The sequence below is a fragment of the Aquamicrobium sp. genome (assembly GCF_023954335.1).
Lineage (GTDB): Bacteria > Pseudomonadota > Alphaproteobacteria > Rhizobiales > Rhizobiaceae > Aerobium.
Genome location: NZ_JAMLIE010000001.1, coordinates 2,071,789 through 2,097,553, shown reverse-complemented (window position 1 = coordinate 2,097,553; position 25,765 = coordinate 2,071,789). Strand labels below are relative to the sequence as shown.

The 25,765-nt window shown below is 69.2% G+C and carries 22 protein-coding genes and 1 tRNA gene; 10 read left to right on the top strand and 13 right to left on the bottom strand.

What is annotated here, in order from left to right:
• Positions 1-343: 343 nt before the first annotated feature.
• Positions 344-724, bottom strand: coding sequence for an Ig-like domain-containing protein (locus tag M9945_RS10425; RefSeq protein ID WP_367944437.1), 381 nt, complete (start codon positions 722-724; stop codon positions 344-346).
• A 225-nt stretch (positions 725-949) separates the two neighbouring features.
• Positions 950-1,025, bottom strand: a tRNA-Thr gene (locus M9945_RS10420).
• A gap of 142 nt (positions 1,026-1,167) precedes the next feature.
• On the opposite strand from M9945_RS10420, the gene M9945_RS10415 reads away from it, so the two are divergent.
• Positions 1,168-1,941, top strand: coding sequence for an NAD kinase (locus tag M9945_RS10415; RefSeq protein WP_367929834.1), 774 nt, complete (start codon positions 1,168-1,170; stop codon positions 1,939-1,941).
• A 266-nt stretch (positions 1,942-2,207) separates the two neighbouring features.
• Entirely contained in the window at positions 2,208-3,776 is a 1,569-nt protein-coding gene (locus M9945_RS10410; protein ID WP_367944813.1) for a DEAD/DEAH box helicase, read from the top strand.
• An 85-nt stretch (positions 3,777-3,861) separates the two neighbouring features.
• Here the strand turns inward: M9945_RS10410 and dksA are convergent, their stop codons facing one another.
• Positions 3,862-4,278 (bottom strand): RNA polymerase-binding protein DksA, encoded by a 417-nt coding sequence (gene dksA, locus M9945_RS10405; RefSeq protein ID WP_367929833.1) that lies wholly within the window; start codon positions 4,276-4,278, stop codon positions 3,862-3,864.
• A gap of 251 nt (positions 4,279-4,529) precedes the next feature.
• Between dksA and M9945_RS10400 the strand changes: the two genes are divergently transcribed.
• The 4 genes from M9945_RS10400 (at position 4,530) to M9945_RS10385 (ending at position 8,348) form a co-directional block, all read left to right on the top strand.
• The gene (locus M9945_RS10400; RefSeq protein WP_367929832.1) at positions 4,530-5,024 is read left to right on the top strand and encodes a histidine phosphatase family protein; all 495 of its coding nucleotides are present in this window, start codon (positions 4,530-4,532) and stop codon (positions 5,022-5,024) included.
• A 128-nt stretch (positions 5,025-5,152) separates the two neighbouring features.
• On the top strand, positions 5,153-6,604 hold the full coding sequence (locus M9945_RS10395) for a YcjX family protein (RefSeq protein WP_367944436.1): 1,452 nt from the start codon (positions 5,153-5,155) through the stop codon (positions 6,602-6,604).
• A complete protein-coding gene (locus tag M9945_RS10390; protein ID WP_367944435.1) occupies positions 6,601-7,668 on the top strand; it encodes a YcjF family protein in 1,068 nt (355 codons plus the stop codon). Before M9945_RS10395 ends, M9945_RS10390 begins: the two co-directional genes overlap by 4 nt.
• 125 nt (positions 7,669-7,793) lie before the next feature.
• On the top strand, positions 7,794-8,348 hold the full coding sequence (locus M9945_RS10385) for a hypothetical protein (RefSeq protein ID WP_367944434.1): 555 nt from the start codon (positions 7,794-7,796) through the stop codon (positions 8,346-8,348).
• A gap of 106 nt (positions 8,349-8,454) precedes the next feature.
• Here M9945_RS10385 and folK read toward each other — a convergent pair whose 3' ends face one another.
• The 3 genes from folK to folP are packed head-to-tail and all read right to left on the bottom strand — an operon-like array spanning position 8,455 to position 10,216.
• Complete coding sequence (gene folK, locus M9945_RS10380) at positions 8,455-8,979, bottom strand: 2-amino-4-hydroxy-6-hydroxymethyldihydropteridine diphosphokinase (RefSeq protein ID WP_367944433.1); 525 nt, start codon at positions 8,977-8,979, stop codon at positions 8,455-8,457.
• A gap of 14 nt (positions 8,980-8,993) precedes the next feature.
• Entirely contained in the window at positions 8,994-9,356 is a 363-nt protein-coding gene (folB, locus tag M9945_RS10375) for a dihydroneopterin aldolase (protein WP_367929827.1), read from the bottom strand.
• Entirely contained in the window at positions 9,353-10,216 is an 864-nt protein-coding gene (folP, locus tag M9945_RS10370) for a dihydropteroate synthase (protein WP_367944812.1), read from the bottom strand. The genes folB and folP overlap by 4 nt, the downstream gene beginning before the upstream one ends.
• 177 nt (positions 10,217-10,393) lie before the next feature.
• On the opposite strand from folP, the gene M9945_RS10365 reads away from it, so the two are divergent.
• Entirely contained in the window at positions 10,394-11,011 is a 618-nt protein-coding gene (locus tag M9945_RS10365) for a DUF922 domain-containing Zn-dependent protease (protein ID WP_367929826.1), read from the top strand.
• Between the two features lie 6 nt (positions 11,012-11,017).
• Here M9945_RS10365 and M9945_RS10360 read toward each other — a convergent pair whose 3' ends face one another.
• Entirely contained in the window at positions 11,018-11,338 is a 321-nt protein-coding gene (locus M9945_RS10360) for a 2Fe-2S iron-sulfur cluster-binding protein (RefSeq protein ID WP_367944432.1), read from the bottom strand.
• Between the two features lie 129 nt (positions 11,339-11,467).
• On the bottom strand, positions 11,468-11,878 hold the full coding sequence (locus M9945_RS10355; protein WP_367944431.1) for an Hpt domain-containing protein: 411 nt from the start codon (positions 11,876-11,878) through the stop codon (positions 11,468-11,470).
• Between the two features lie 265 nt (positions 11,879-12,143).
• Here M9945_RS10355 and M9945_RS10350 point away from each other — a divergent pair, with 265 nt between their 5' ends.
• The gene (locus M9945_RS10350; RefSeq protein WP_367944430.1) at positions 12,144-18,179 is read left to right on the top strand and encodes a kinesin; all 6,036 of its coding nucleotides are present in this window, start codon (positions 12,144-12,146) and stop codon (positions 18,177-18,179) included.
• A gap of 559 nt (positions 18,180-18,738) precedes the next feature.
• Here M9945_RS10350 and M9945_RS10345 read toward each other — a convergent pair.
• The 5 genes from M9945_RS10345 to M9945_RS10325 all read right to left on the bottom strand — a co-directional run bounded on the left by M9945_RS10345 (position 18,739) and on the right by M9945_RS10325 (position 23,788).
• Entirely contained in the window at positions 18,739-19,581 is an 843-nt protein-coding gene (locus M9945_RS10345) for an oxaloacetate decarboxylase (RefSeq protein WP_367944429.1), read from the bottom strand.
• An 83-nt stretch (positions 19,582-19,664) separates the two neighbouring features.
• Positions 19,665-20,267, bottom strand: coding sequence for an ABC-type transport auxiliary lipoprotein family protein (locus M9945_RS10340; protein ID WP_367944428.1), 603 nt, complete (start codon positions 20,265-20,267; stop codon positions 19,665-19,667).
• A gap of 98 nt (positions 20,268-20,365) precedes the next feature.
• Positions 20,366-21,739, bottom strand: a complete 1,374-nt coding sequence (locus M9945_RS10335; protein ID WP_367944427.1) for an MlaD family protein — start codon at positions 21,737-21,739, stop codon at positions 20,366-20,368.
• Positions 21,740-21,750: 11 nt separating this feature from the next.
• Entirely contained in the window at positions 21,751-22,575 is an 825-nt protein-coding gene (locus tag M9945_RS10330) for an ABC transporter ATP-binding protein (RefSeq protein ID WP_367931537.1), read from the bottom strand.
• Positions 22,576-22,603: 28 nt separating this feature from the next.
• Positions 22,604-23,788 carry an MlaE family lipid ABC transporter permease subunit gene (locus tag M9945_RS10325; RefSeq protein WP_367944426.1) on the bottom strand — a complete coding sequence of 395 codons (1,185 nt, stop codon included), beginning with the start codon at positions 23,786-23,788 and terminating at the stop codon, positions 22,604-22,606.
• Positions 23,789-23,875: 87 nt separating this feature from the next.
• Here M9945_RS10325 and dgcA point away from each other — a divergent pair, with 87 nt between their 5' ends.
• Positions 23,876-24,859 carry an N-acetyl-D-Glu racemase DgcA gene (gene dgcA, locus M9945_RS10320; RefSeq protein WP_367944425.1) on the top strand — a complete coding sequence of 328 codons (984 nt, stop codon included), beginning with the start codon at positions 23,876-23,878 and terminating at the stop codon, positions 24,857-24,859.
• Positions 24,860-24,916: 57 nt separating this feature from the next.
• Positions 24,917-25,759: a fumarylacetoacetate hydrolase family protein gene (locus M9945_RS10315; protein WP_367944424.1), complete on the top strand. Its 843-nt coding sequence runs from the start codon at positions 24,917-24,919 to the stop codon at positions 25,757-25,759.
• The last annotated feature ends 6 nt before the right edge of the window (positions 25,760-25,765 follow it).

The window sequence follows — 25,765 nt, the reverse complement described above, 5'->3', positions numbered from 1 at the left end:
ACGATACCAGTCGACGGCAAGCCAGCCGCCGCCCAGCAGAGCGACCGCCGCCACGGCGGTCAGGATGTTTCTTTTCATGCCACCAGCCCTCCCTACTTATGATTGCTTATTCTTATGATGCAACTTATAGTATATTAGAGAGCCAATCTAGTACCGGCGGTTGAGATATACTGGTCGCGCCCGGCTACAACGCCCCGCGGCCGTGCGCGCACGGACGACCTCGTCGGTTCGGCCGGCAAGGAGATCGCACATGGAAATGGCAGATGGCGCGCTTTCGGCGCACCATCGCGAAACGGGAAAAAGGAACGGCGCGCCCAGCAGGCGCGGCGGCAACCGGATCGCGCTAGCGGACGGTCACGGTGATGCAGCCCGCCAGCGTGCCCTTGACCTTCGGGGAGGTGTTCTTCGTGCAGAACGTGTCGCTTCCCTTGAAACCGCCGTTCGGGGTGTAGACCAGCCCCTTGCCCGTCACCTGCACCTTGCCCGATTTGGGGCCGCGCGTGACCGTCACCTGGGTGGCGGGCACCTGCGTCTTCTTCTTGTCGTCGATGAAGTTGGTGAAACCGATCCGGCAGGACTTGTCGGACGCGCTCATCGCGAACTTGCCCGCGCCCTTCCCGCTGCCCCAGCCCCGGCCGTTGGAGCCCGTGCATGCGGCATGGACGACGGAAGCCGACAGGATGCCGACGAGAAATGCGATCGCTGCGCTCGCGCCAACACTCATGGTTTGCCCTCCCCTGATGCGACAAGTTGCCACATCATAGTGCCACCCTCGCGCGAGTTTGCAACCTGAAATATAGGCGCGATCATCCCGCCGCCTGCGGGACATGGCCGTATCGGCCCTCAACGAACCCGAAGGGTTCGCAAGGACGACCGCCCATCGCCGGCCGGCCGGCGCGCCCTCCGCAGCGAAGCGGCCGCAGGCCGCGACAGCGTGAGGAGAAAAAAATGGTGCCCCCGGCAGGATTCGAACCCGCGACCCCCTGATTACAAATCAGGTGCTCTACCAACTGAGCTACAAGGGCATGGCGCAAGCCGTTAGCATAATTCGAACCGCAGTAAAACGGAATGTAGGCCGGCGGCCGGCAACGCCCATGGCGCTACCCATGGCGCGCGCCGCGTGCTAGGTCGGGCGACGCTGACAACGGCATCCCTTCGCGGCAGACGATGACCACCGAGAATCTCGCCCTCGCCTTCATTTCGGCAGACAATCACGACGCGCGCGAAGCGGCGGCGCGGCTCGCCGCGCTCTACGGCCAGTCCTCGCTCGCCGAGGCGGACGTCGTCGTGGCGTTGGGCGGCGACGGCTTCATGCTTCAGGCCATCCACGAGAACATGGATTCCGGCCGCGCGATCTACGGCATGAACCGCGGCACCGTCGGCTTCCTGATGAACGAATATTCCGAGGTCGGCCTGCGCGAGCGCATCGGCGCCGCCAGCGCCGAGACCATCCGGCCGCTGGTGATGGAGGCGCGCACGGCCGATGGCGGCTCGGTCTCGGCCCGGGCCATCAACGAGGTCTCGCTGTTCCGCCAGTCGGCGCAGGCGGCGAAGGTGCGCATCTCCATCGACGACAAGGTGCGGCTCGACGAGCTGGTCTGCGACGGGGTGATGGTGGCGACGCCGGCCGGCTCCACCGCCTACAACCTGTCCGCCCACGGCCCGATCCTGCCGCTCGACGCGCCGCTGCTGGCGCTGACCCCGGTCAGCCCGTTCCGCCCGCGCCGGTGGCGCGGCGCGCTGATCCCCAACCGCTCCGTCGTGCGCTTCGACATCGTCGAGGGCGACAAGCGCCCGGTCAACGCGGTCGCCGACCATGCGGAGGTCAAGTCCGTCACCTCGGTCAGCGTGCGCGAGTCGCGCAATTCGACGGTCACGCTGCTGTTCGACGCCAGCCACTCGTGGAACGAGCGCATCCTCGCCGAGCAGTTCCGCTATTGAATCGCGACTGATCTTTACGATATGAGGCGGAAATTCGCGCAAATGCCGCGTTTTGGTGGCTATCCCGTTGACATTGCGGCATCCGCGCCTTAACGGCGGCGAGAGGCATCCATGCATCGCGGCTGGAGCCCGGACGCAGCGTCGCGCCATCGCAGACCCAGCGAAACAGCAAAGACATCCAGAACGTGTCATCACCTGAGCAGACTGAAATCGAGACCGCCGCCCCGGCGGACACGCCGGCCACCCCGTTGGCGGAAGCGCCGACCATAACCTTCGCGGAGCTCGGGCTGTCGCCGAAGGTGCTGTCTGCCGTGACCGACGCGGGCTACACCTCGCCGACGCCGATCCAGGCCGGCGCGATCCCGCACGCCCTCGCCGGCAAGGATATTCTCGGCATCGCCCAGACCGGCACCGGCAAGACCGCCGCCTTCGTCCTGCCGATGATCACCCGGCTGGAGAAGGGCCGCGCCCGCGCCCGCATGCCGCGCACCCTCATCCTCGAGCCGACGCGCGAACTCGCGGCGCAGGTCGAGGAGAACTTCATCAAGTACGGCAAGAACCACCGGCTGACGGTGGCGCTGCTGATCGGCGGCGTCTCGTTCGACGAGCAGGAAAAGAAGCTGGAGCGCGGCGCCGACGTGCTGATCGCCACGCCCGGCCGTCTGCTCGACCATTTCGAGCGCGGCAAGCTCCTGCTCACCGGCGTCGAGATCCTCGTCATCGACGAGGCCGACCGCATGCTCGACATGGGCTTCATCCCCGATATCGAGCGCATCGCCAAGCTCATCCCCTTCACCCGGCAGACGCTGTTCTTCTCGGCCACCATGCCGCCCGAGATCACCAAGCTGACCGAGCAGTTCCTGCAGGCGCCGGTGCGCATCGAGGTCTCGAAGGCCGCCTCCACCGGCGTCAACATCGAGCAGTACCTCGTCAAGTCGAAGTCGCGGGGCTGGGACAAGCGCGACGTGCTGCGCCGCCTGATCCAGGCCGAGGAAGGCGAGCTGAAGAACGCCATCATCTTCTGCAACCGCAAGGTCGAGGTCTCCGAGCTCTACCGTTCGCTGGTCCGCCACGAGTTCGACGCCGGCGCGCTGCACGGCGACATGGACCAGCGCGCGCGCATGGCGATGCTGGCCGCGTTCCGCGACGGCAAGCTCAAGCTCCTTGTGGCGTCGGACGTCGCGGCGCGCGGCCTCGACATCCCCGATGTCAGCCACGTCTTCAATTTCGACGTGCCGATCCATGCCGAGGACTACGTCCACCGCATCGGCCGCACCGGCCGCGCCGGGCGCTCGGGCAAGTCGTTCACCATCGTCACCCGCTCCGACACCAAGTATCTCGACGCCATCCAGAAGCTGATCGGCAAGGAGATCGACTGGCTCGACGGCGACCTGTCGACGCTCGGCCAGGACGACGCCGAGGACGAGGCGCCGCGGCGCGGCCGCGGCAAGGGCCGCGAGCGCGGGCGCAGCGAAGGCGGACGCGAGCGCGGCAGGGCATCCTCCGGCGAGCGGCGCCCGCGCGACGACAGGCGCGCGCCGAAGGTCGCTGTGGAAGCCGACGAGACGACGACTGACGCCCCCGTTCAGGACGCTCCCGCGCCGGACGCCGAGGAGAAGCCGTCGCGCCGCGACGCCATCAGGGCCTCCAACGCCAGCCGGGCCGGACAACCCCAGTCGCAGCAGCGCGACGAGCAGCGCGAGCGCGGCGGCAGCCGTGGCGATGCCCGCCGCGAGCGTGGCGGCCGCGACCGGCGCAACGACGATGACGGCCCCGCGCCGGTCGGCTTCGGCGACGACATCCCCGCCTTCATGAAGATCACATTGAAGGCGTAAGCCGGTTTCCATCCGGGAAAACCGATAAAAAAGCGGCCCCTGAGGGCCGCATTTGTTTTTCCAAGTTCCCGTGACGGCTGGCGCGTCAGTCGTCACGATAGACCTTCTCGCGGCGCTCGTGGCGCTCCTGCGCCTCGATCGACAGGGTGGCGATCGGCCTCGCGTCGAGACGCTTCAGCGCGATCGGCTCGCCCGTCTCCTCGCAATAGCCGTAGGTGCCCTCGTCGATGCGCTGGAGCGCGGCGTCGATCTTGGAGATCAGCTTGCGCTGCCGGTCGCGCGCGCGCAGCTCGATGGCGCGGTCGGTCTCCGACGACGCCCTGTCGGCGAGATCGGGAAGATTGGCGTTTTCCTGCTGAAGTATTTCGAGGGTTTCGCGCGCTTCGCGAAGGATTTCGCTCTTCCAGGAAACGAGCTTCGTGCGGAAGTAAGCTTTCTGCCGCTCGTTCATGAAGGGCTCGTCTTCACTGGGAACGTAATCGGTTTCGACACTTGCGGACATTCGACTCAATCCCAAGGCAGATTTCCGGGCGCTCTATATATTCGCGCCATTCTGGCTGCACAAGCATCAAGGCGGAACGACTCACGCTTTTGTTAAATCGCTTCGCAGGCCCCCCGCGCGCCGCGGCTCCGGCCGGTTTTCCCCTGCCGCATTCAATATGGCCGCGGGCGTTTCCGTCCGGCGGCAAAATGCTCTAAACCGGAAGCGGTCGCCCTTCCCCAACGCCTGCCTTCAGGAGAGGATGCAAGATCATGACGAAGCTCTATCTCCTGCGCCATGCGAAAGCCCTGTGGGCCGAGCCCGGCTCGCGCGACTACGACCGCGCGCTCGACCCGTCCGGCCGCGACGACGCCGAGCGGCTGGGCGCCATCATGGCCGAGGCCGGCTACGCGCCCGACACGGTGCTGTGCTCGGGCGCGCGCCGGGCGCGCGAGACCTGGGCGTCGGTGTCGAAACGCCTGCCGGTCGCCGATGTCCGCTTCATCGACGGACTCTATTCCTCCGATGCCGGCGGCTATCTCGATCTGGTGCGCGAGGCGGGCGTCGACCATGCCGTGCTCGTGGTCGGGCACAACCCGATGATGGAGGACCTCGCGACCGCCCTGTCGCGCGCCGGCGACGAGGACGCGCTCGCGGCCGTGGCCAGCGGCTTCCCGACCTGCGGGCTGGCGGTGCTGCGCTTCCCGACCCCGCTTGCCGCGATCAGGCCGGAGGGCGGGTATCTGGAGGCGTTCGTGGTTCCGTGAGTGAGTAGGGAATAGTGAGTAGTGAATAGGAATTGCGCGCCGGCGCGCTTTCTTCACTACTCACTACTCACTATTCCCTACTCACTCTCCACCGCCTATATCCGCTCCATGACCATGAGACCCCTCCCTTGGCAGGCCTGACCACTTTCGGCGACGAGGCGCGGATCGCGCTCGATACGCTGGCCGGGCGCGCGGCCGGGCTCGTCTCGACGCCGGCGCTGCGGCTCGGCGTCACCGGCCTGTCGCGCGCCGGCAAGACGGTGTTCATCACCGCGCTCGTCCACAATCTCATCCATGGCGGGCGGCTGCCGCTGTTCGAGGCGATGAAGAGCGGCCGCATCGCCGGCGCCCGGCTCGAGCACCAGCCCGACGACACGGTGCCGCGCTTCCAGTACGAGGACCATGTCGCCGCGCTCGTCGGCGAGCGCGTCTGGCCGGAATCGACCCGCGCGATCTCGGAGCTTCGCCTGATCGTCGAGTATGAATCGGCCTCGGCCTGGGGGCGCATGTTCTCGCGCGGCCGGCTGGCGCTCGACATCGTCGACTATCCGGGCGAATGGCTGCTCGACCTGCCGCTGCTCGGCAAGGATTTTTCCACGTTCTCGCGCGAGGCGGCGGAGCTGGCGCGGCTGCCCGTGCGGGCCGATCTCGCCGCCGAATGGCTGGCGCTCGCCGGCGCGACCGACCCCGACGCGCCCGCCGACGAGATGACCGCGAGAAAGCTGGCCGAGAGCTTCGCCGCCTATCTCAAGGCCTGCAAGGAGGACAGCCGCGCGCTCTCCACCCTGCCGCCCGGCCGCTTCCTGATGCCGGGCGACCTCGACGGCTCGCCGGCGCTGACCTTCGCGCCGCTGATCCTCGAAGGCGACGGCAAGGCGCGGTCCGGCTCGCTGCGCGCGATGATGGAGCGGCGCTACGAGGCCTACAAGAGTCATGTGGTGAAACCGTTCTTCCGCGACCACATCGCCCGGCTCGACCGGCAGATCGTGCTGATCGACGCGATGCAGGCGCTGAACGCCGGGCCGGAGGCGGTCGCCGACCTCGAGCGGGCGCTGACCGAGATCCTCGCCTGCTTCCGCGCCGGGCGCGGCTTCTTCCTCACCGATCTCGTCTCGCGCCGCATCGACCGCATCCTGATCGCCGCCACCAAGGCCGATCATATCCATCATGAGAGCCATGACAGGCTGCAAGCCATCGTGCGCCGGCTGACCGAGCGCGCGGCCGAGCGGGCGCGTTTCTCCGGCGCCGAGGTCGAGGCGCTTGCCATGGCCGCCGTGCGGGCGACCCGCGAGGGCACGGTCAGCCAAGGCCGCGAGACACTGCCAGTCATCATCGGCACGCCGCTGAAGGGCGAGACCATCGGCGGCGAGACCTTCGACGGCGAGGCCGAAACCGCCATATTTCCCGGCGACTTGCCGCAAAATCCCGACACGGCGATTCAAGGCGCCGCCGACCCCGTCCGCTTCGTGCGCTTCCGCCCGCCGCGGTTGGAGCGCACGGCCGAAGGCGCGACGCTGTCGCTGCCGCACATCCGCCTCGACCGGGCGCTGCAATTCCTGATCGGGGACCAACTGGCATGAAGGAACCGCGACAGCCGGCCGCTTTCCGCATCGAGCCCGCGCGGCCGCCGGAACCGGCACCCGAAGCGAAGCGCCCGGCCCCGCGCCAGCCGCGCGCCGCGAAGCCGGAAACGGCAGTCGTCGTGCCGGCCGAGATCGACGTGTTCGACGAGGCGGACGCAGTGCTCACCGAGCCGCCGGCCGTGCCCCCGCGCCGGCGTTCGGTGATCGGCCGGATCTTCCTCGCCGCGTTCGGCCTCCTCGTCTCGCTGGCGCTCGGCCTTTGGGTGGACGGGCTGATCCGCGATCTCTTCGCGCGCTCCGACTGGCTGGGTTGGCTCGCGGCCGGCGTCGCCGTTATCGCGGCGCTGGCGCTCGTCACCATCATCGCGCGCGAGCTCGTCGGCCTCGCCCGCCTCGCCTCGGTCGAGACGCTGCGCGAGGCCGGGCGCGACGCCATGGCGCGCAACGACCCGCGCTCCGCGCGCAAGGTGGTGGACGACCTCGCCGCGCTCGTCTCGCGCCGACCGGAGACCGCCGCCGGCCGGCGGGCGCTGAAGGAGATGCGGGACGACGTCATCGACGGCGCCGATCTCGTGCGCCTCGCCGAGGCGGAGCTTCTCGGCCCGCTCGACGCCCGCGCCCAGACGCTGATCCTCGATGCCGCCAAGCGCGTGTCGCTCGTCACCGCCGTCAGCCCGCGCGCGCTGATCGACATCGCCTATGTCCTCTACGAGGCCGCGAAGCTGATCCGGCGGCTGGCCGAGCTCTACGGCGCGCGGCCCGGCACGCTCGGGATGATCCGGCTCGCCCGCGACGTGCTGGCGCATCTCGCTGTCACCGGCGCGGTGGCCGCCGGCGACGAGTTCGTCCACCAGATCGTCGGCCAGGGCCTTGCGGCGCGCCTGTCGGCCAAGCTGGGCGAAGGCGTGGTCAACGGCATGATGACGGCGCGAATCGGCGTCGCCGCGATGGAGACCGTCCGGCCCCTGCCCTTTGCCGCGGTGAAGCGGCCGGGAATGGGCGATTTTCTCTCGGCGCTCGCCGCATTCACGCGCGGAAAGGCTAGGGAAAGCCGCGATTGACGAGTTCGGGCTTGCGTCTTGCGCACGGCTGGATCATGGTTCCGCAAACGGGCGAATAGACGAAGCATTAACCAAAATCGGTCAAGCTCCGGCCTATGTCCCCCGTGTCCGTAGCCAGGTGTCCCATGATCGCACGCGCTTTCCTTTCCGCAGCCCTGCCCCTTGGCGTCGCGATCGCCGCGTTGTCGGCAACGCCGGACGAGGCCGCGGCTTCGGAGAAGGACAAGCGGTTCTTCAGCACGGTCGAGGGCGAGTGGTCCGGCCCCGGCGAGATCGTCGCCGGCAAGTACAAGGGCACCCGCTTCACCTGCAATTTCAAGGGCGCGACGCCGAACGGCAAGGTCGGCATGTCGCTCGACGGCGGCTGCCGCGTCGGCCTGTTCACGCAGAAGATGTCGGCCAAGGTCGAGCACAGCGGCCGCAAGGGCTATCGCGGCAGCTTCATGGACGGCTCGAAGGGCGAGGGCCTCGACGTGATCGGCGGCAACGTCAACGGCCGCAAGGTGACGCTGACGCTGAACCGCAACCAGCTGAACGGCGCGATGCTGGCCAACCTGCCCGACGACAATACGATGCACGTCACCGTCTCGGTGAAGGTCGCTTCGCAGATGGTGCCGGTGATCGGCATGAACCTGAAGCGCGTCGACACGCGCACCGTCGGCGCGATCAGCCGGGACTGAACTAGAGCAGCGGGCGTTCTGACGAACGCAGCTTCCGCTGCTCTAGTTTCTTTTCTTTAGCCGCATTTATGCGACGTCAGACGATTCCGTCTGACTGCAAAATGCTCTAGGCCCCTTCCGCCCGCCACCACGCCCCGCCGCCGGCAAGGCGGACGATCCCCGAAGAATCGAGCGACGGCAGCCATTCGGCCGCCGTCTTGTCCCCAATAAGCGCCCGTGGCGCGATCTCGGCCAGCGGCACCATGACGAAGGCGCGCTCCGTCATGCGCGGATGCGGCACCTGAAGGCCGGCCTCGTCGACCGCGCCGCCGCCGTGAAGCAGGATGTCGATGTCGATGACGCGCGGCCCCCAGCGGACGGCGCGCACGCGCTTCAACCCCTTCTCGATATCGAGGCAGAGATCGAGCAGTTGCCGGGCGGGCAGCGCCGTGTCGACCGCCGCCACCGCGTTGAGGAAGCCGGGCTGGTCTGCCATGCCCCATGGCGGCGTGCGGTAGAGCGAGGAAACGGCGGCGACCGAGACGGCAGGATGCGCTTCGAGCGCCCGCAGCGCCGCGGCCATCGCCGCCGCCGGGTCGCCGAGATTGCCGCCGAGGCCGAGAAAGGTCCGCTCGATCCCCCCGCCCGTCATTCGTGTTGCGGCCCCTATTGCGGCCACGAAACCGTGACCTCGACATGATCGAGCACGCCGGGAACCGGCGCGTGCGGCTTGCGCACGGTGATCGTCGCGCGGGCGATGCGCGGGAACTTGCCGCACAGGGCGCGGGCGACGTCGAACGCCAGCGCCTCGATCAGGAACCGGCGCTTGCCGGTGATGATCTTCTCGATCTCGATGAAGACGGTGCCGTAGTCGACGGTCGAATCCATGACGTCGTCCTCCAGCCCCGGGCCGGGATCGACCAGAAGCTCGGCGTCGACATAGAAGCGCTGGCCCAGCCGCTCCTCCTCGTCGAACAGGCCGTGGCGGGCGAAGAACGCGCAATTCTTCATGCGGATCGTGTATCTCATCGGTCGTCCCTTTGCGCGGTCACGCCGCGTGCGATCATAGCATCGGCAACCGCGAGCGCGTCGGCATTCATTGCGACATCGTGGACGCGAAACGCGGCGGCGCCCTGAAGCCGCAGGATGACGCTGGTGGCCGCCGTGCCGGCATCGCGGGCGTCGGGCGCCTCGCGGCCCGTCACCGCGCCGACGAACCGTTTTCGCGACGTGCCGACCAGCAAGGGCCGCCCGAGCGCGAACAGTTCGGCAAAGCGCGCCATCAAAGCGAGGTTTTCGTCAGTGGTTTCCTTGGCGAAGCCGAAGCCGGGGTCGAGCACGATCCTGTCCTCCCCGACGCCGGCGGCGCGGGCGATGTCGAGCGAGGCCGACAGGAACGCGATCTGGTCCGCGACCGGGTCGGCGAGTTTCTCGCGCCCGCGGCCGGTGTGCATGATAACGAGGCCGGCTCCCGTCTCGGCCGCGACCCTCGCTATGTCCGGCTCGCGCTGGAGGCCCCACACGTCGTTGACGATATGCGCGCCGGCGGCCACGGCGAGCCGCGCCGTCTCGGCGCGATAGGTGTCGACCGAGATCAGCGCGGCGCCCTCGGCGGCCAACGCCTCGATCACCGGCAGGATGCGGCGCTGCTCTTCCGCCGCGTCGACGGCCGCGCCGCCCGGCCGGGTCGATTCGCCGCCGATGTCGATGATGGTTGCGCCCTCGCCCGCCATCCGCCGGGCCTGATCGAGCGCCGCCTCGACATGCGCGTAGCGGCCGCCGTCGGAAAAGCTGTCCGGCGTGACGTTGAGCACGCCCATGATGACCGCCCGGGGCCCGAGCTCGAGGAAACGGCCATGGGCGAGCGGCCAGACGACGGGATCGAACATCGGTTTCATGCCCCTGCGCTGCGAAGAGCGGCGTTGTGGGCCGTACAGCCAACAAAATCAACGGCGAACTTCCGGGCTCCGCCCGGCGGTTTTAGCTTGCGGGCTTCGCCCGACGATTTTGATTGCCTGCGGCGCGCGCCCAGCCCACACTGCCGGCGTGTCGCCAAGAGGACCACGATGATAAGGCCGATCCTTGCCGCCTCCCTCGCCCTTCTCGCCTGCCAGAGCGCACAGGCGGCAAGCGTCGCCAAGACCTACAGCTACTTCACCATCGGCGGCACCACCGTCGAGCAGATCGAAACCGAGCTGAAGCGGCGCGGCCCGCAGGTGAAGTCGACCGGCATGCGCCATCCCGGCGCGACGCGGATGGAGTTCACCAGCCGGGTCGGCTATGGCGAGCGCGGCGGGCGTTGCGGCGTCGTCTCGGCCGACGTCACCGTCAAGGCGCACATGATCCTGCCGCGCTGGAACCGGCGCAAGGCCGCCTCCTCCGAGACGCGGCTGATCTGGGACACGCTGTCCGCCGACATCAAGCGCCACGAGGAAAGCCACGTCGTCATCGCCAAGAACCACGCGCGCGAGCTGGAGGAGGCGCTGAAGGGCGTGCCGCGGCAGCGCGACTGCGCGGCCGCGCAAGCCAGGGTGAAGGAGGTGACGGCGCGCATCCTCGCCAAGCACGACCGCGAGCAGGACCGCTTCGACATGATCGAGGGGAAGAACTTCGAAAGCAGGCTGATGCGCCTGCTGCAATACCGCATCGAGCGGATCGAGTCCGGCCAGCTCGCCTACCCTTGAGCTTCGCTAACCCTGGCGTTCGGGCACGCGCACGACCAGACCGTCGAGCTCGTCGCGCACGACGATCTGGCACGACAGGCGCGAATTGATCTGCGGCTCCCAGGCGAAGTCGAGCATGTCCTCCTCCATCGCCTCGGGCGGGCCGACGCGGTCGGTCCACGCCTCGTCGACATAGACATGGCAGGTTGCGCAGGCGCAGGCGCCGCCGCATTCGGCCTCGATGCCCGGCACCGAATTGCGGATCGCGTTCTCCATCACGGTCGAGCCGTTCTGGGCGTCCACCCCGTAGCGGGTGCCGTCAAAGCCGATATAGGTGATCTTCGTCATGAGATTGCCGTCGATTGCCGCTGCTTGCCTTGGGGGAAACGCTGCCCGGGCGGGTCTTGGCGCGACAGATACAGGCTCGCCCTGCCAAGTCAACACTTGGCTAGGCCCATACGGCGGGCGGCGCGAAGGTCAGCGGCTGACGGCGGCGATGAAATCGCGCACTTCGCCGATCAGCACGATCAGGCGGGCGATCCGTGCCGGATCGTCAGGCATGTCCTCGATGCAGGCTGCGCAGTCGGCGAGCGCGAAGGCGCCGACGCCGCGCGCCGACCCCTTGAGCGCATGGGCGAGCCGCGCGCGCTCCGTGGGGGCGGCGTTGGCGATGCTGTCGCGGATGGTGCCGATCTGGCGCGCGAACATCGCCAGCACCTCCTGCTCCAGCGCCCGGTCGCCCATCGTCTGGCGGGCGAGATGGTCGAGGTCGAGCGGCCGCTTGCCCGCCGGGCGGGCGATCTCGCCGCCCGGCCGCGAAAAGGCCATCGTCGCATGATCGGTGGTTGCGGCCTGCCCGGCGCGCGCTGTCGCGGTTTTGCGTCTCATGCGGGAAAGTCTGGCGCAGCATGGTGGAAAAGCGGTTAACGGCGATATTTTCCCGGCTTGCGGGACAGGTCGGGCGCGGGGCGCGAAAACGCCTTCGGTTTCCTGCCGTTAACCCTATATTTAAAGTTTTACACATGGGGCGAAAACGCGGTTTCCTTTGCCCGACCGTCCCATTACGATACGCGACGGCCCGCAGAAGGCCTTCAAACGCGTGGATACGAGGTGTCGCAAGACAGTCCGCGCTCGTGAGTACAGGGTGAGCGGCATGGCGCGTAAAGCAACGACGACGGGCAACCTCGACAAGGAGGTTGCCAAGGAACTCGAGGAAGCTCTCGACATCGACCTGTTCGCCGCCGATCCATCCGGCGATCTCGACGTGGCGGGTGCGATAGCCGATTTCGAGGCGCAGATATCGAAAGCGGCCGAGGATCTGGCGCGCGATTCCCGCGCCGCCGCCGAGGCCGGCAAGGCGCAGCCCGAGTCCAAGGCGAACGTACCGAAGCCGGCCACGGCCGCCAAGCCCGCGGCGACCCCTGCCCCCAACCCGCCCTCCTCCGGCGCCCCGGCCGCGAAGGCCGCCGCGCGCAAGGAAGCGCCGGCCGCCAACGACCTGCGCCCCATCGAGCCGGCGACGCCGTCCGCCTTCGCCCACGCCAATGACGACCGCCAGCGCGACTATCGCGCGCTCCAGCAGCAGATCCGCCGCGCCAGCCCGCGCACGATCTACTGGCTGGTCAGCCTGCTGTCGATCGCCTGGATCGCCGGCGGCGTGGCGCTCGGCCACCTCCTGTTCCAGCCGCCGCTGTGGGAAATCCGCTCGCTCAGTCAGCTGATGGCCGCGCCGCACCTCATCGGCCTCCTCGTCGCCATCCTCGTCCCGGTCATGCTGTTCTGGGGCTTCGCGGTGATGATCCGCCGCGCACAGGAAATGCGCCTCGCCGCCCAGTCGATGGCGGAAGTGGCCATGCGGCTCGCCGAGCCGGAGCATCTGGCGACCGACCGCGTGATGATGGTCGGACAGGCCGTGCGCCGCGAGGTGCAGGCCATGGGCGAAGGCATCGAGCGCACGCTGGCGCGCGCCGTCGAGCTGGAGACCCTCGTCCATACCGAGGTCAACGAGCTGGAGCGCGCCTATTCCGACAATGAAAGCCGCATCCGCGGCCTGATCGACGGGCTCGGCAGCGAGCGCGACGCGGTCGTGACCCATGCCGAGCGCGTGCGCGCCTCGATCTCCGGCGCGCACGAGACGCTGAAGGAAGAGCTGGACATGGCCAGCGACGTGATCCGCCAGAACATTCTCGGCGTTTCCTCGCGCCTCAGCTCCACCATCTCCGACTCCGGCACGCAGCTCGTCGACCGCATCAACGAAAGCGGCATGTCGCTCTACGACGCCGTCGACCAGCGCCTCGACACCATCACCGAGCGCATCAGCACCTCGGGCGAAGGCTTCGCCGAGCTCCTCGACACCCGCATCGCGCGGCTGACGCAGACCTCGGACGAGGCGACGCGCACGCTGTCGCAGATGCTGGACGAGCGCACCACCGGCATGGTCTCGCTGCTCACCGGCGCGACCTCCTCGCTCAATTCCGAGCTCAACGACCGGCTCGCCGGCATCGAGACCACGCTGCGCGAGCGCGGCCAGGCGCTGATCAACGAGTTCCAGACCCGCGCCGAGGCGCTGGACACCGGCACGCAGAAGCTCAACGCCGCGCTCGAGGCGCGCGCGCGCCAGATCAACGAGACGCTGATCGAGCGCTCGCGCGAGATCGCCCAGACCTTCACCGACGGCAAGCAGAGCCTCGGCGGCCTGATCGAGGAGAGCAAGAAGGAAATCTCCGGCCTGTTCGGCGACAACAGGCAGGGGCTTGCCGGCCTTATCGAGGAGGGCAAGAAGGACATTGCCGACCTCTTCGGTGAGAACAGGCAGGGGCTTGCCGGCCTCATCGAGGGGGGCAAGAGGGATATTGCCGGCCTTTTCGGCGACAACACGCAGGGGCTTGCTAGCCTCATCGACGACAGCAAGGCGCGTATCGGCTCCGAGCTCGCCGCGCTGGTGACGTCGACCTCGACGCTGCTGGAAGAGCGCGCCGGTGATTTCGCTGCCCGCCTCGCCAGCGGCCGCGACCTGATCGCGGAGGCGCTCAACGCCGACCTCCAGCGCGTCGCCGAGGAGCGCAAGCAGTTCGACACGACGATGACCAGCCATGTCGAGCGCATCGTCAAGGGCCGCGAGCTGATGACGCGCGCGCTCAACGAGGACCTCGACAAGCTGGCCGAGGCGCGCGCGGGCATCGATTCCGCCGTTACCGGCCATGTCGAGAAGTTCGCCGAGGGCCGCCGCGAGATCGCGGCCATGCTCGACACCGACATCGAGCGCATCGCCCGCGCCCGCGACGCCCTCGACAGCACCGTCTCGCAGCAGATCGAGGCGCTGGCCCAGCGCCAGAACGACCTGACCACCGCGATCTCCGTCGACGTCGCCAAGGTCGAGGAAGCGTTCGACCGCCAGACCAACGCCATCGGCGAGCGCACGCTCGAGCTGCGCTCGACGCTTGCCCAAGGCGTCGAGGAAGTCCGGAACGCGCTCGGCGACGAGGTCGCGCGCATCGACCAGGCCGTCTCCGGCCAGGCCGGCCTGATCGAGGAGCGCGCCAAGGCCATCGAAGTCTCGCTTCTGGCCAATTCGGAGCAGCTTCGCGGCGTGATCGACCAGGACATCGCCCGCATCGACGAGGCGCTCGCCCGCCAGCAGGGCGTGATCGAGGCCCGCACCCAGACCATCGAAAGCACGCTCCATGCCGGCGCGGACACGATCCGCAACGCGCTGGGCGAGGACATGGGCAAACTGGAAGACGCCTTCGCCCGCCACGGCGACGTGATAAGCGAGCGCACCAAGGCGCTCGAAGGCACGCTGCATGCCGGCGCCGAGGGCGTGCGCGCGGCGATCACCGACGACATGGCGGTGATCGAGAGCAGCCTCACCCGCCATGCGGACGGGTTCAGGGAGCAGGTCAAGGCGCTGGCCGGCACGCTCCATTCCGGGGCCAACGCGGTCAAGACCATCGTCGAGAAGGACATCGTCCGCATCGAGGAGGTGTTCCAGAAGCAGGACGGAGTCATCGAGCAGCGCGTCGGCATGCTGGCCGACGCCCTGCGCACCGGCGCCGACGAGGTCCGCAACGCGCTCGGCGAGGACCTGTCGCGCATCGAGAACGCCTTCACCGGCCATTCCGAGGCCATCGCCGCCCATACACAGACGCTGGAGACCACCCTTTCCCTCGGCGTCGAGGGCGTGCGCGACGCGCTGAGCCAGGATGTCGCCCGCATCGAGAACGTTGTCGCCGAGCAGAGCGGCATCATCGCCTCGCATACCCGCACGCTGGAGACCACCCTCGCCGCCCGCACCGAGGACGTGCGCAATGCGCTCGCCCAGGATGTTGCCCGCATCGAGAACGTCGTTGCCGAGCAGAGCGGCATCATCGCCTCGCACACGCGCACGCTGGAGACCACTCTCGCCGCCCGCGCCGACGACGTGCGCAATGCGCTCGCCCAGGACGTCGCCCGCATCGAGAACGTCGTCGCCGAGCAGAGCGGCATCATCGCCTCGCATACGCACACGCTGGAGACCACCCTCGCCGCCCGCGCCGAGGATGTCCGCAACGCGCTGGGCGAGGACGTCGCCCGGATCGAGGATGCGTTCACCCGTCAGGCCGGGGTCATCGAGGAGCGCACCCGCACCATGGAAAGCGCGCTCGGCATCGGCGTCGAGCGGGTCCGCGGCGCGCTGGAGAACAGCGCCGTGGCGCTGGCCGGCTCGCTGCGCGAGAAGGTGCTCGAAGTCACGGCGACGCTGGGCGAAGAGGCGGGCAAGGTCGCGGCCGACGCGGATGCGCGGCTTCTCGCCCGCACCGGCGAGATCGCCCGTACCCTCGGCGAGCGCACGGACGCCATGGTCGACGCCCTCGGCGCCCGCGCCGGGGAAGCGGCCGAGGTGCTCGGCGCGCGCACGGCCGAGATGGAGCAGGCGCTCGGCGCCCGCACCAGCGAGATCGAGCAAGTGCTCGGCGCCCGTACTGCAGAGATCGAGCAGACGCTCGGCGCCCGCACCGCACAGATCGCGCAGACCCTCGGCGCACGCACCGACGCCATCGTCCACGCGCTCGACTCGCGCTCGGCCGATATGGAAGAGAAGCTCGGCAACCGCCTCGGCACGTTCGAGCAGATGTTCGACGCAGCCGGCCGCCGCATCGCCGAGAACACGCTGGCCGCCGGCGAGCAGCTTCGCAACCATGCCGACAACGCGGCCGGCCTGTTCGCTGCGCGCGCAGCCGACATCACCGCCACCATCGACGCCGCGGACGGGCGCATGGCCGGCCGGGCCGAGGAGTTCGCCGAGGCCTTCGCCAGGGCCGACGAGACCATCGCCGCCCGCACCCAGCTCACCGCGGCGCGGCTCGACGAGCAGGCCAACGCCATCGCCGCGCGCATCGACGGCGCCATCACCGGCGCGCAGCAGCGCCTCGGCATCGGCGCGGTCGAGCTGGGCGAGGCGCTGTCGAGCCACGTCGCCGCGGCCGAGGCCAACCTCGCCGCCCGCGCCGAGACGCTCGCCGGCACGTTCGAGGCCGTCAACGACCGGATCGGCCAGTCGGCCTCGCAGGTCGCCGCGACCATCGACGACCGGACGCGCGAATTGAACTCGCTTCTCGCCGCGCGCTCCAGCGAGCTGTCGCGCATTCTCGACGAGAACGCCGCGCCGCTGGTCGACCGGCTGGCCGAAAGCGGCGGCGAGCTGCAGCGCAGCCTCGAGATCGCCACCGAACAGGCGGCGGAGCGCCTGCGCCAGCAGAACGCGGCGCTGGTCAACGCGCTCGCCACGCGCACCGCCGAGACGCTCACCGCCGTCGATTCCGCCTCGAGCAGCCTCGCCGGCAGCGTCAACGCCCTGCTCGACCGCCTCACCGCCTCGAACGAGAGGCTGGGCCAGCTCGTCGACATGGCGGCGGGCAACCTCTCCGAGCTCGACGACAAGATCGTCGGCACGGCCGAGCGCTTCGCTACCAACACGGAGAAGGCGGCGCAGTCCTTCGCCTCCTCCGCCCGCCTGATCGACGCCAATGCCGGCCGCCTGACCGAGCTGTCCTCCTCGACGCTCAAGGACGTCGCCGGCATCGCCGCGCGCTTCGACGAGCATGCGCGCGTCCTGCAATCGGCCAACGACCTGCTCGGCTCGGCGCAGAACGACCTCGCCGCCACCTTCGACGGCCGCCAGCAGGCGCTCGAAAGCCTCGCCTCGGGCCTCGTCGGCAAGTCGCGCGAGATCGAAGGGGTCATGCGCTCCTTCGAGGACCTGGTCGGCCGGGCGCTGGAGAAGGCGGAAGGGCGCACCCGCACCTCGACCGAGCAGATCCGCGCCGCGATCGCCGAGGCGGTCGAGAGCGCCACCACGCGCTTCGCCGAGGCGACCGAGGAAATCCGCCGCACCGCCGGCACGATCCGCGGCGAGCTGGAGCAGACCCGCGCCGAGGTCAAGAAGGGCGTGATGGAGCTGCCGGAGGAGACCAAGCAGTCCACCACCGCCATGCGCCGTGCCGTCAGCGAGCAGATCAACGCGCTGAAGGAGCTGGCCGAGATCGTCGCCAAGTCCGGCCGCGCCTTCGACGCCTCGGAGCGCAGGCCGGCGCGCGGCCTCGGCCCGTCCGCGCCCGCGCCGACGCTGGCTCCCCCGCCCCCGCCCCCGCTGTCGCCGCCGGCACCGGCGCCGTTCGCCGACACGCCGCTGCGCGGCAGCCATGGCGGGGCGGCCGTGCAGGAGCGCGCGCCGCAGGCCCCGCAAGGCCCGCAGGGCGGTGGCTGGGTCAAGGACCTGCTGCGCGGCGCCGAGCGTGACGAGACGCGCGCGGAGCCGGCCCCCAAGCAATCCTCCGGGCCGGCCGCGCCGGAGCGCTCGCCGCTCCACGTCGTCGAGTCGCTCAATTCGCTGTCGGTGGACATCGCCCGCGCCATCGACCACGAGGCCTCCATCGAATTGTGGAACCGCTACCGCAACGGCGAGCGCAACGTGTTCACGCGCCGGCTCTACACGCTGAAGGGCCAGCAGACTTTTGAGGAAATCCGCCGCAAGTACGCCGCGGATTCGGAGTTCCGCGCCGCCGTGGACCGCTATTGCCGCGATTTCGAGAAGCTCTTGCAGGATGTCGGCCGCAACGACCGCGACAACATCATGACCCAGACCTACCTGACCTCCGACACCGGCAAGGTCTACACCATGCTGGCCCACGCGAGCGGCCGGCTGAAATAAGCGGCCGGATCGCCACATGAAGAAGGCGGGCCTCGTGGCCCGCCTTTTTGTTGGGAAGGAGGCGGCCGGCCGCACGGGCTCGCCTGCGGAACGAACGGAAGCGGCCTGAACTCCCTGCGCCGGTCATCGAAGAACCCGTTTTCGGCCGGGTGCGACCGGTCCCGCCGCGTTTCCGGCCGCAGCAATCATCAGGCGGCTTCGAGCTTCCGGCACGGTCTGCGCCAACTCCTCACCGGCCCTTCGGGCCACCTCTCCCCACAGGGGAGAGGAAAGAGGCAGCGTTTATCGAGCTTGGGCTTTTCCTCTCCCCTCCGGGGAGGGGTGGCGAGCGCAGCGAGCCGGTGAGGGATCAGCGCCGGCTTTGCCGTGCTATCGCTTTCGTCTCATCAGCGCCGCGCAGCATGCGGACGCCTGCGCCGCCCCTCATCCGCCCTTCGGGCACCTTCTCCCCGTTCACGGGGAGAGGATGCCGGCAGGCAAGTGAGGGGCAGCACGGACGGATCCGGGTCGAATGTGGTAGTCGCCGTCGCTTGGCCGGTAGAAGGACCAAGGCTGCGACTCACCCCCTTCCGCTGCGCTTTTCCCGCGACATCAGGGCGGCGACGGTGGCGGCGGGCAGAGCGTCCGCGGCGTAATCGAAGGTGCCGGCGGTCCGGACTTCCTGCGCGGCGCGCATCAGGGCGCCGAGCGCGGCGCGGGCGAAGGAGCCGCCGACGCTGATGCGGCGCACGCCGGCGTCGGAGAGCTCGTCGACGGAAAAGCGCGGGCCCTTCAGGCCCATGACCACGTTGACCGGCTTGTCGACGGCGGCGCAGACCGTGCGGATGGCGTCGAGATCGGGCAGGCCCGGCGCGTAGAGCACGTCCGCGCCGGCGGCGGAGAAGGCTTGCAGCCTTTCGATCGTGTCGTCGAGGTCGGGCCGGTCCCACAGGAAGTTCTCGGCCCGCGCGGTCAGCAGGAAAGGCAGGCCGCGCGCGGCTTCGGCGGCCGCCCGGACGCGCTCGACAGCCAGCGGCAGCTCGTAGATCGGCGAAGCCGGATCGCACGTCGCATCCTCGATCGAGCCGCCGACGAGCCCGATGCCGCAGGCGAGAGCGACGGTCTCGGCGCAGGTTTCGGGGGCCGCCCCGAAGCCGTCCTCGAGATCGGCCGACACCGGCAGGTCGGTCGCGGCGACGATCTCGGCCGCGTTGGCGAGAATCTCGTCGCGCTCGAGGCCGGCGAAGGAATCGAGCTTGCCCTTCGAGAAGGCATAGCCGGCGCTGGTGGTGGCAAGGGCCTCGAAGCCGAGGCTCGCCAGCAGGCGGGCGGAGCCGGCGTCCCACGGATTGGGAATGACGAAGGCGCGCGTGCCCGCATGCAGCGCCCTGAACCGCTCGAATTTTTCCCTCTGGTCCAGCATGTCCCTCTCCCGCGGACGGTTTCCAGGCGGGAGAATAGCAGATCGGAACAAAAAGTGAACTTTTATATTGATGCCGTGGCGGATCAGACCGCGCCGAGCACCCACGGGACCAGCTCGCGCACCACCTCGGCGAAGGCGCGGTCGAGCGCGGCGACGTAGGCATCGTTGCCGGCGCCGCCGCCAAGCGGCGCGGAGGCGGAGAAGGCGCGCGCGGCGCGCACCACGCCGTTGCGGTCGTTGAGCAGCTTGACGTAGAGCGCGACCTCGGCGCGCGGCGCGCCGTCGAGCCGCACCTCGAAGGCGCGGATTTCGGTGACGACTTGATAGTCGATGGCCAGCCCCTCGCCCGGCTTGCCGACGCCGCCGAGCCTACCCGTGGCCTGCAACGCCTCGACCAGCCGCGCCTGCACCACGCGCGGCAGCCTGTCGGCCCATTGCGCGCCCTTGAGGAACTCGACGGAGCCGGCCGACGGGCGCACGACGACGTTCTCGCCGTCGAGCGCCTTGAGCGCGTCGGGCTCGGCCACCAGGATCTGCATCCGGCCGCGCTTCGGCCCGGCCGCTTCGGCGGAGATCGAGGTCAGGTCGTAGGTGTCGAGCGGCGCGGGGCCGCCGCCGGGCAGCGCCGCGCAGCCGGTCAGGGCCGCGACGGCAAGCAGGAATGTGGCGAATTTTACGCGAACCATAGTGCCGACCGCTGCCGAACCCGTACCTTTACCCGTCCCGCCGCACCCCTCATGCAGCGAAAGCCGAGGCTTCGTTGTGGAGGGGCGCCGCGCCGATGTCAACGCCGCGACCGGCCGTCATGTTCCCGAACCGCGCCGGCCCCGCCGCTCAGGATGCGCTGCGGATTGCGCTCCAGATCGGTGATCGCCTGCTCGATGCGGGTGATCGAGCGGCGCGAATCGCGCACCAGCGCCTCGACGTCGCGCAGGCCCTGGCCGGAGAAGCGCGCCAGCCCGTCGGTGATGGTGCCCATGCGCGCGTTCAGCGTGGCGGCCACCTCGCGGAACGCCTTCAGCGTTTCCGATGCCTCCGCCATCAGGCCGCCGGCGTCGTCGGAGCCGAGCAGGTTGTCGACCTTGACGAGGATGCCGTCGATACGCTCCGACGCCTGGGCGAGGCGCGCGGAAAGCTGGCGCGCGTCGGTGACGATGGCGTCGATGTCCTCGGCGCGGTTGCCGACCTTCTCGGCCACCTTGCCGATGTCGTTGACGGCGGCGTTGACGGTGGTGCTCGCCTGCTCGAAATTGGTCAGCGCCGTGCGCACGGCGGCCGGATCGACGCTTTCGATGATGGTGTCGACCTTCGACAGCGTCTCGTTGGCGGACGCGGTGAAGGTCGAGATCGAGGCCACGCCCTCCTCCACGCCTTTCATGATGCGGTCGATGTTGGTGGTGGCGTCGTTGAGGCGCTGCGTGAACTGCTCGACATTGGCGACGGTCGCCTTCACCTGCTCGCGGTCGACCGAGTTGATGAGGTCCTCGGCGGCGGTGAGCGTCGAATCGAGACGCCCCGACACGGCGGTCAGCGATTCCGACAGCGTGCCGACGCTGGCGAGGAACTCGTCGATGGACTCGGCATTGTCGCCGAGCGCGGCGGTGAACTTCTCGGCGTTCCTCAGCGTCTCGGTCAGCGGCCCGCGGGCGTCGGTCGCGAAGCCTTCCAGCTGGGACAGCACCGCATCGGCGCGCACGAAGATGCTCTGCGCGCTTTCCAGGAGGTTGGCGACGGCGGAGGGGTTGGCGGTCAGTTCGGCGATGGTGTCCTCGGCCTCGGCGAGGTCGAGCAGGTTCGGCTCGGCCGGGTTGCCGCCGCGCATCTCGATGTTGGCCTGGCCCGTCAGGCCGGCGAGGCCGACATCGGCCTGCGTCGAGCGCGTCACCGGCGTCAGCCGGTCGACCTGTGCGTCGGCGATGGCGACCGAGGGGTTCGACACGTCGATATAGACGCGGGTGACGTCGCCCACCTTGACGCCGTTGAACAGCACCACCGAGCCGCGCACGAGGCCGGAGGCGGAGCCGTGGATGCGGAAGCGCAGCGTCGACACCTCGCCGCGGTCGCCGATGCCGGCCGTCCAGTAGACGAAGCCGAACGCCGCCAGCACCGTAACCAGCGTGAAGATGCCGACCATGACGTAGTTGGCGCGTGTCTCCATCCGTCCTTACCCTAATCTTCAACTCTTGCGGACGGAGGAACGATCCGCCGCGCCCGCTTGCCGCGAAAGTAAGATTTCACCCACGGTTCCTCGACCTGCATCATGTCCTCGATCGAACCTTCGACCAGCACCTTCTTGCCGCCGAGGACCGCGATGCGGTCGCAGACGGAGAACAGGCTGTCGAGATCGTGCGTCACCATGTAGACGGTCAGCCCCATCGTGTCGCGCAGCTTCGCCACCAGATCGTCGAATTCGGCCGCGCCGATCGGGTCGAGACCCGAGGTCGGCTCGTCGAGGAAGACGATGTCGGGGTCGAGCGCCAGCGCCCGCGCCAGCCCCGCCCGCTTGATCATGCCGCCGGAAAGCTGCCACGGCAGCTTGTCGGCGGCGTCGAACGGCAGGCCGACCAGCTCGAGCTTGAGCAGGGCGAGCTCGTCCATCAGCGCCTGCGGCAGGTCGAGATACTCGCGCATCGGCACCTGGATGTTCTCCTTGACCGTCAGGGCCGAGAACAGCGCGCCGTGCTGGAACAGGACGCCGAGCCGCATGTCGACCAGCATCCGATCGCCGTCGTCGAGGCGCTCGACGTCGTGGCCGAAGATGTGGATGGTGCCGCCCCGCTTCGGCGTCAGGCCGAGCACCGTACGCAGCAGCACCGACTTGCCGGTGCCGGACGCGCCGACGAAGCCGAGGATCTCGCCGCGGTAGACGTCGAGCGACAGGTGGTCGAGCACCACCTTCTCGCCGAAGGCGACGGTGACGTCGCGCACCGACAGCACGATCTCCTCGCCGCTCGCCCCGTTGCCGGGGGCCGTGTCGGGAGAGGCCCGTTCCATGGTTGTGCCGTTGCCCGTCATGCCCGCCCTAGAAATCGATCGCCACGTAGAACATGGCAAACAGCCCGTCGAGCACGATGACGACGAAGATGGACTTCACCACCGAAGCGGTGACGTGGCGGCCGAGCGATTCGGCGCTGCCTTCCACCTTCATGCCTTCGACCGAGGCGACGATGCCGATGACGATAGCCATGAAAGGGGCCTTGATAAGGCCGGCGAAGATGGTGGAAAGGTCGATGCCGGCATGCAGGCGGTCGATGAAGGTCTCCGGCGCGATGCCCGAATAGGCCCAGCTCACCAGCAGCCCGCCGCCGAGCGAGGCGGCGTTGGCGATGACGGTGAGGCAGGGAACGGCGACGACCAGCGCGACGAGGCGCGGGAACACCAGGACGCCGATCGGGTTCAGCCCGATCACCTTCAGCGCGTCGATCTCCTCGCGCATCTTCATCGAGCCGATCTCGGCGGTGATGGCGCTGCCGGAGCGGCCGGCGACCATGATCGCCGTCAGAAGCACGCCGAGCTCGCGCAGCGACAGGATGCCGACGAGATCGACGATGAAGATCTCCGCCCCGAACCAGCGCAGCTGGTAGGCGCCCTGCTGGGCGACGATGGCCCCGACGATGGCGGAGATGAGGACGACGACGGGGATCGCCCCGATGCCCATGCGGTCGATCTGGTGGAAGATGGCGGCCGGGTTGACCGCGTGACCGCGCCCGAGCTTCATCTGCGCGCCGCGGATCGCCGCGCCGAGGATGTCCATCGCGTAGAGGAAATCCTTCCAGGCGTTCTCTGTCGAGCGCCCCAGCGATTCGAGCCAACGGGTGACGAAGAAGCCGGGCTTTTTCGTCTCCTGCGGCTCCTTTTCGAGCGCGGGTCGCACGGCCGGCAGCAGGATCTGCGCGGCGGGCGAGGCGCCGCGTATCTCGACGGACGCGCCGGCGGCGCGCAGCGACGCGGCCAGGCGCTCGACGAGCCAGGCCCCGGCTGTGTCGATGCGCGTCACCGCCGAAATGTCGATGACGGTCGCGCCGGCGTCCGCCTCCGCCTCGACGGCGCGCACGCCGGCATCGACGAGATAGACCGAGCGCGTGATCCAGACGCCGGAAAGCGTCACGACCTTGCCGCCGTCCGCCCGCTCGACAGCGATGGCGGGCGCGCGGTCGTGCCCGGCCTTCGCCGTTCCCCTTGCTTCCGTGCGTTCTTTGCTCAACATCGGACGATTAATAGCGACTCGGACAGTCACTGTCGAACGCGCCGCGCCCTTCGCAAGGCGCGGGGGCCAGCAACACGGGAATCCTTCATGGGGCGCACCCTTTCCATCGACGAGGAGCGATTTCCGCTCGCGGCCGCCTTCACGATCTCGCGCGGCTCGAAGACCGAGGCCGCGGTGCTGACCTGCACCGTCAGCGAGGGCGAGAACGCGGGGCGCGGGGAATGCGTTCCCTATGCGCGCTACGGCGAGACGCTCGACAGCGTGCGCGCCGAGATCGAGGCGATGCGCGAGGCGAGCGGGCGCGGGATGACGCGCGAGGCGCTTCTGGACGCGATGGAGCCCGGCGCGGCGCGCAACGCGATCGACTGCGCGCTGTGGGACCTCGAAGCGAAAAGCGGCGCGGGCCGGGTCGCCGGGCGCATCTCGCCCCTGCCGCCGCGGCCGCTGGAGACGGCCTACACGATCACGCTCGGCACGCCCGAGGCGATGGCGGCGCAGGCGCGCGCGCAGGCGTCGCGGCCGCTGCTCAAGGTCAAGGTCGGGACGGAGGACGACGAGAGCCGCATCCGGGCGGTGGCCGAGGCCGCGCCGCGGAGCCGCATCATCCTCGACGCCAACGAGGGCTGGAGCGAAGAGAACCTCGCCCGCCATCTCGATATCGCCGCGCGCTGCCGGGTGGCGCTGATCGAGCAGCCGCTGCCGGCGGGGCAGGACGAGGCGCTGCGCGGCATCGCCCGCACCGTCCCGGTCTGCGCCGACGAGAGCGTCCACACGGCGCACGACCTCGACCGGCTCACCGGTCTCTACGACGCCGTCAACATCAAGCTCGACAAGGCCGGCGGGCTGACGGCGGCGCTCGTGCTCAGCGAGCGCGCCCGCGCGCTCGGCTTCAAGGTGATGGTCGGCTGCATGGTCGGCACCTCGCTGGCCATGGCGCCGGCGGTGCTCCTGGCGCAGGGCGCCGATTTCGTCGATCTCGACGGGCCGCTGCTCCTGGCGCGCGACCGCCAGCCGGCGCTGCGCTACGAGGGATCGACGGTCCACCCGCCCGAGAGCGCCCTTTGGGGATGACCGGAAGATGACGACCGGAGCGGCACATCCGCCGCCCGCATGCGAAGGAGACCAACCGTGAAGCTTGTTCGATACGGCAAGGCAGGCGAGGAAAGACCGGGCGTGATCGACGCGGACGGGACGGTCCGCGACGTGTCGTCCCTCATCAGTGATTTCTCGCCCGAGACGCTGACGCCGGACCTGCTGGCGGCGATCCGCGCCGCCGATCTCTCCGCCCTGCCCGCCGCGCCGCAGAACGTGCGCCTCGGCGCGCCGCTCAGGCGCGTCGGCCATTTCGTGGCCATCGGCCTCAACTATGCCGAGCATGCGGCCGAGACGGGGGCGAAGGTTCCCGACGAGCCGGTGGTGTTCTCCAAGGCCCCGAGCTCGCTCTGCGGCCCGACCGACGACATCCTGCTGCCGCGCGGCTCGCAGAAGCTCGACTGGGAGGTCGAGCTCGCGGTGGTGATCGGCAAGCGCTGCGACTATGTCGAGGAAGCCGAGGCGCTTTCGCACGTGCTGGGCTACACGCTGTGCAACGACGTCTCCGAGCGCGAGTACCAGAAGGAGCGCGGCGGCCAGTGGATCAAGGGCAAGAGCGCGCCGACCTTCGGGCCGCTCGGCCCGTTCATCGCCACCGCAGACGAGATCCCCGATCCGCAGGCGCTGTCGATGTTCCTCGACGTCAACGGCGCGCACCGCCAGACCGGCAGCACCGCGACGATGATCTTCCCCGTCGCCTTCCTCGTCTCCTACCTGTCGCGCTTCATGGTGCTGGAGCCGGGAGACGTGATCGCCACCGGGACGCCGCCCGGCGTCGGCCTCGGCATGACGCCGCCGCAATTCCTGCGCGCGGGCGACGAGGTGCGGCTCGGCATCGACGGGCTGGGCGAGCAGAGGCACATCGTGGTGGCGCGCTGAGGCGAG

Coding starts and splice junctions, on each gene's coding strand:
- folB (WP_367929827.1), bottom strand. CDS start 9,356: ATGAGATACACGATCCGCATGAAGAATTGCGCGTTCTTCGCCCGCCAC.
- M9945_RS10415 (WP_367929834.1), top strand. CDS start 1,168: ATGACCACCGAGAATCTCGCCCTCGCCTTCATTTCGGCAGACAATCAC.
- M9945_RS10350 (WP_367944430.1), top strand. CDS start 12,144: ATGGCGCGTAAAGCAACGACGACGGGCAACCTCGACAAGGAGGTTGCC.
- M9945_RS10345 (WP_367944429.1), bottom strand. CDS start 19,581: ATGCTGGACCAGAGGGAAAAATTCGAGCGGTTCAGGGCGCTGCATGCG.
- folP (WP_367944812.1), bottom strand. CDS start 10,216: ATGTTCGATCCCGTCGTCTGGCCGCTCGCCCATGGCCGTTTCCTCGAG.
- M9945_RS10335 (WP_367944427.1), bottom strand. CDS start 21,739: ATGGAGACACGCGCCAACTACGTCATGGTCGGCATCTTCACGCTGGTT.
- M9945_RS10330 (WP_367931537.1), bottom strand. CDS start 22,575: ATGGAACGGGCCTCTCCCGACACGGCCCCCGGCAACGGGGCGAGCGGC.
- M9945_RS10400 (WP_367929832.1), top strand. CDS start 4,530: ATGACGAAGCTCTATCTCCTGCGCCATGCGAAAGCCCTGTGGGCCGAG.
- dgcA (WP_367944425.1), top strand. CDS start 23,876: ATGGGGCGCACCCTTTCCATCGACGAGGAGCGATTTCCGCTCGCGGCC.
- M9945_RS10340 (WP_367944428.1), bottom strand. CDS start 20,267: ATGGTTCGCGTAAAATTCGCCACATTCCTGCTTGCCGTCGCGGCCCTG.
- M9945_RS10355 (WP_367944431.1), bottom strand. CDS start 11,878: ATGAGACGCAAAACCGCGACAGCGCGCGCCGGGCAGGCCGCAACCACC.
- M9945_RS10360 (WP_367944432.1), bottom strand. CDS start 11,338: ATGACGAAGATCACCTATATCGGCTTTGACGGCACCCGCTACGGGGTG.
- dksA (WP_367929833.1), bottom strand. CDS start 4,278: ATGTCCGCAAGTGTCGAAACCGATTACGTTCCCAGTGAAGACGAGCCC.
- M9945_RS10365 (WP_367929826.1), top strand. CDS start 10,394: ATGATAAGGCCGATCCTTGCCGCCTCCCTCGCCCTTCTCGCCTGCCAG.
- folK (WP_367944433.1), bottom strand. CDS start 8,979: ATGACGGGCGGGGGGATCGAGCGGACCTTTCTCGGCCTCGGCGGCAAT.
- M9945_RS10390 (WP_367944435.1), top strand. CDS start 6,601: ATGAAGGAACCGCGACAGCCGGCCGCTTTCCGCATCGAGCCCGCGCGG.
- M9945_RS10425 (WP_367944437.1), bottom strand. CDS start 724: ATGAGTGTTGGCGCGAGCGCAGCGATCGCATTTCTCGTCGGCATCCTG.
- M9945_RS10385 (WP_367944434.1), top strand. CDS start 7,794: ATGATCGCACGCGCTTTCCTTTCCGCAGCCCTGCCCCTTGGCGTCGCG.
- M9945_RS10325 (WP_367944426.1), bottom strand. CDS start 23,788: ATGTTGAGCAAAGAACGCACGGAAGCAAGGGGAACGGCGAAGGCCGGG.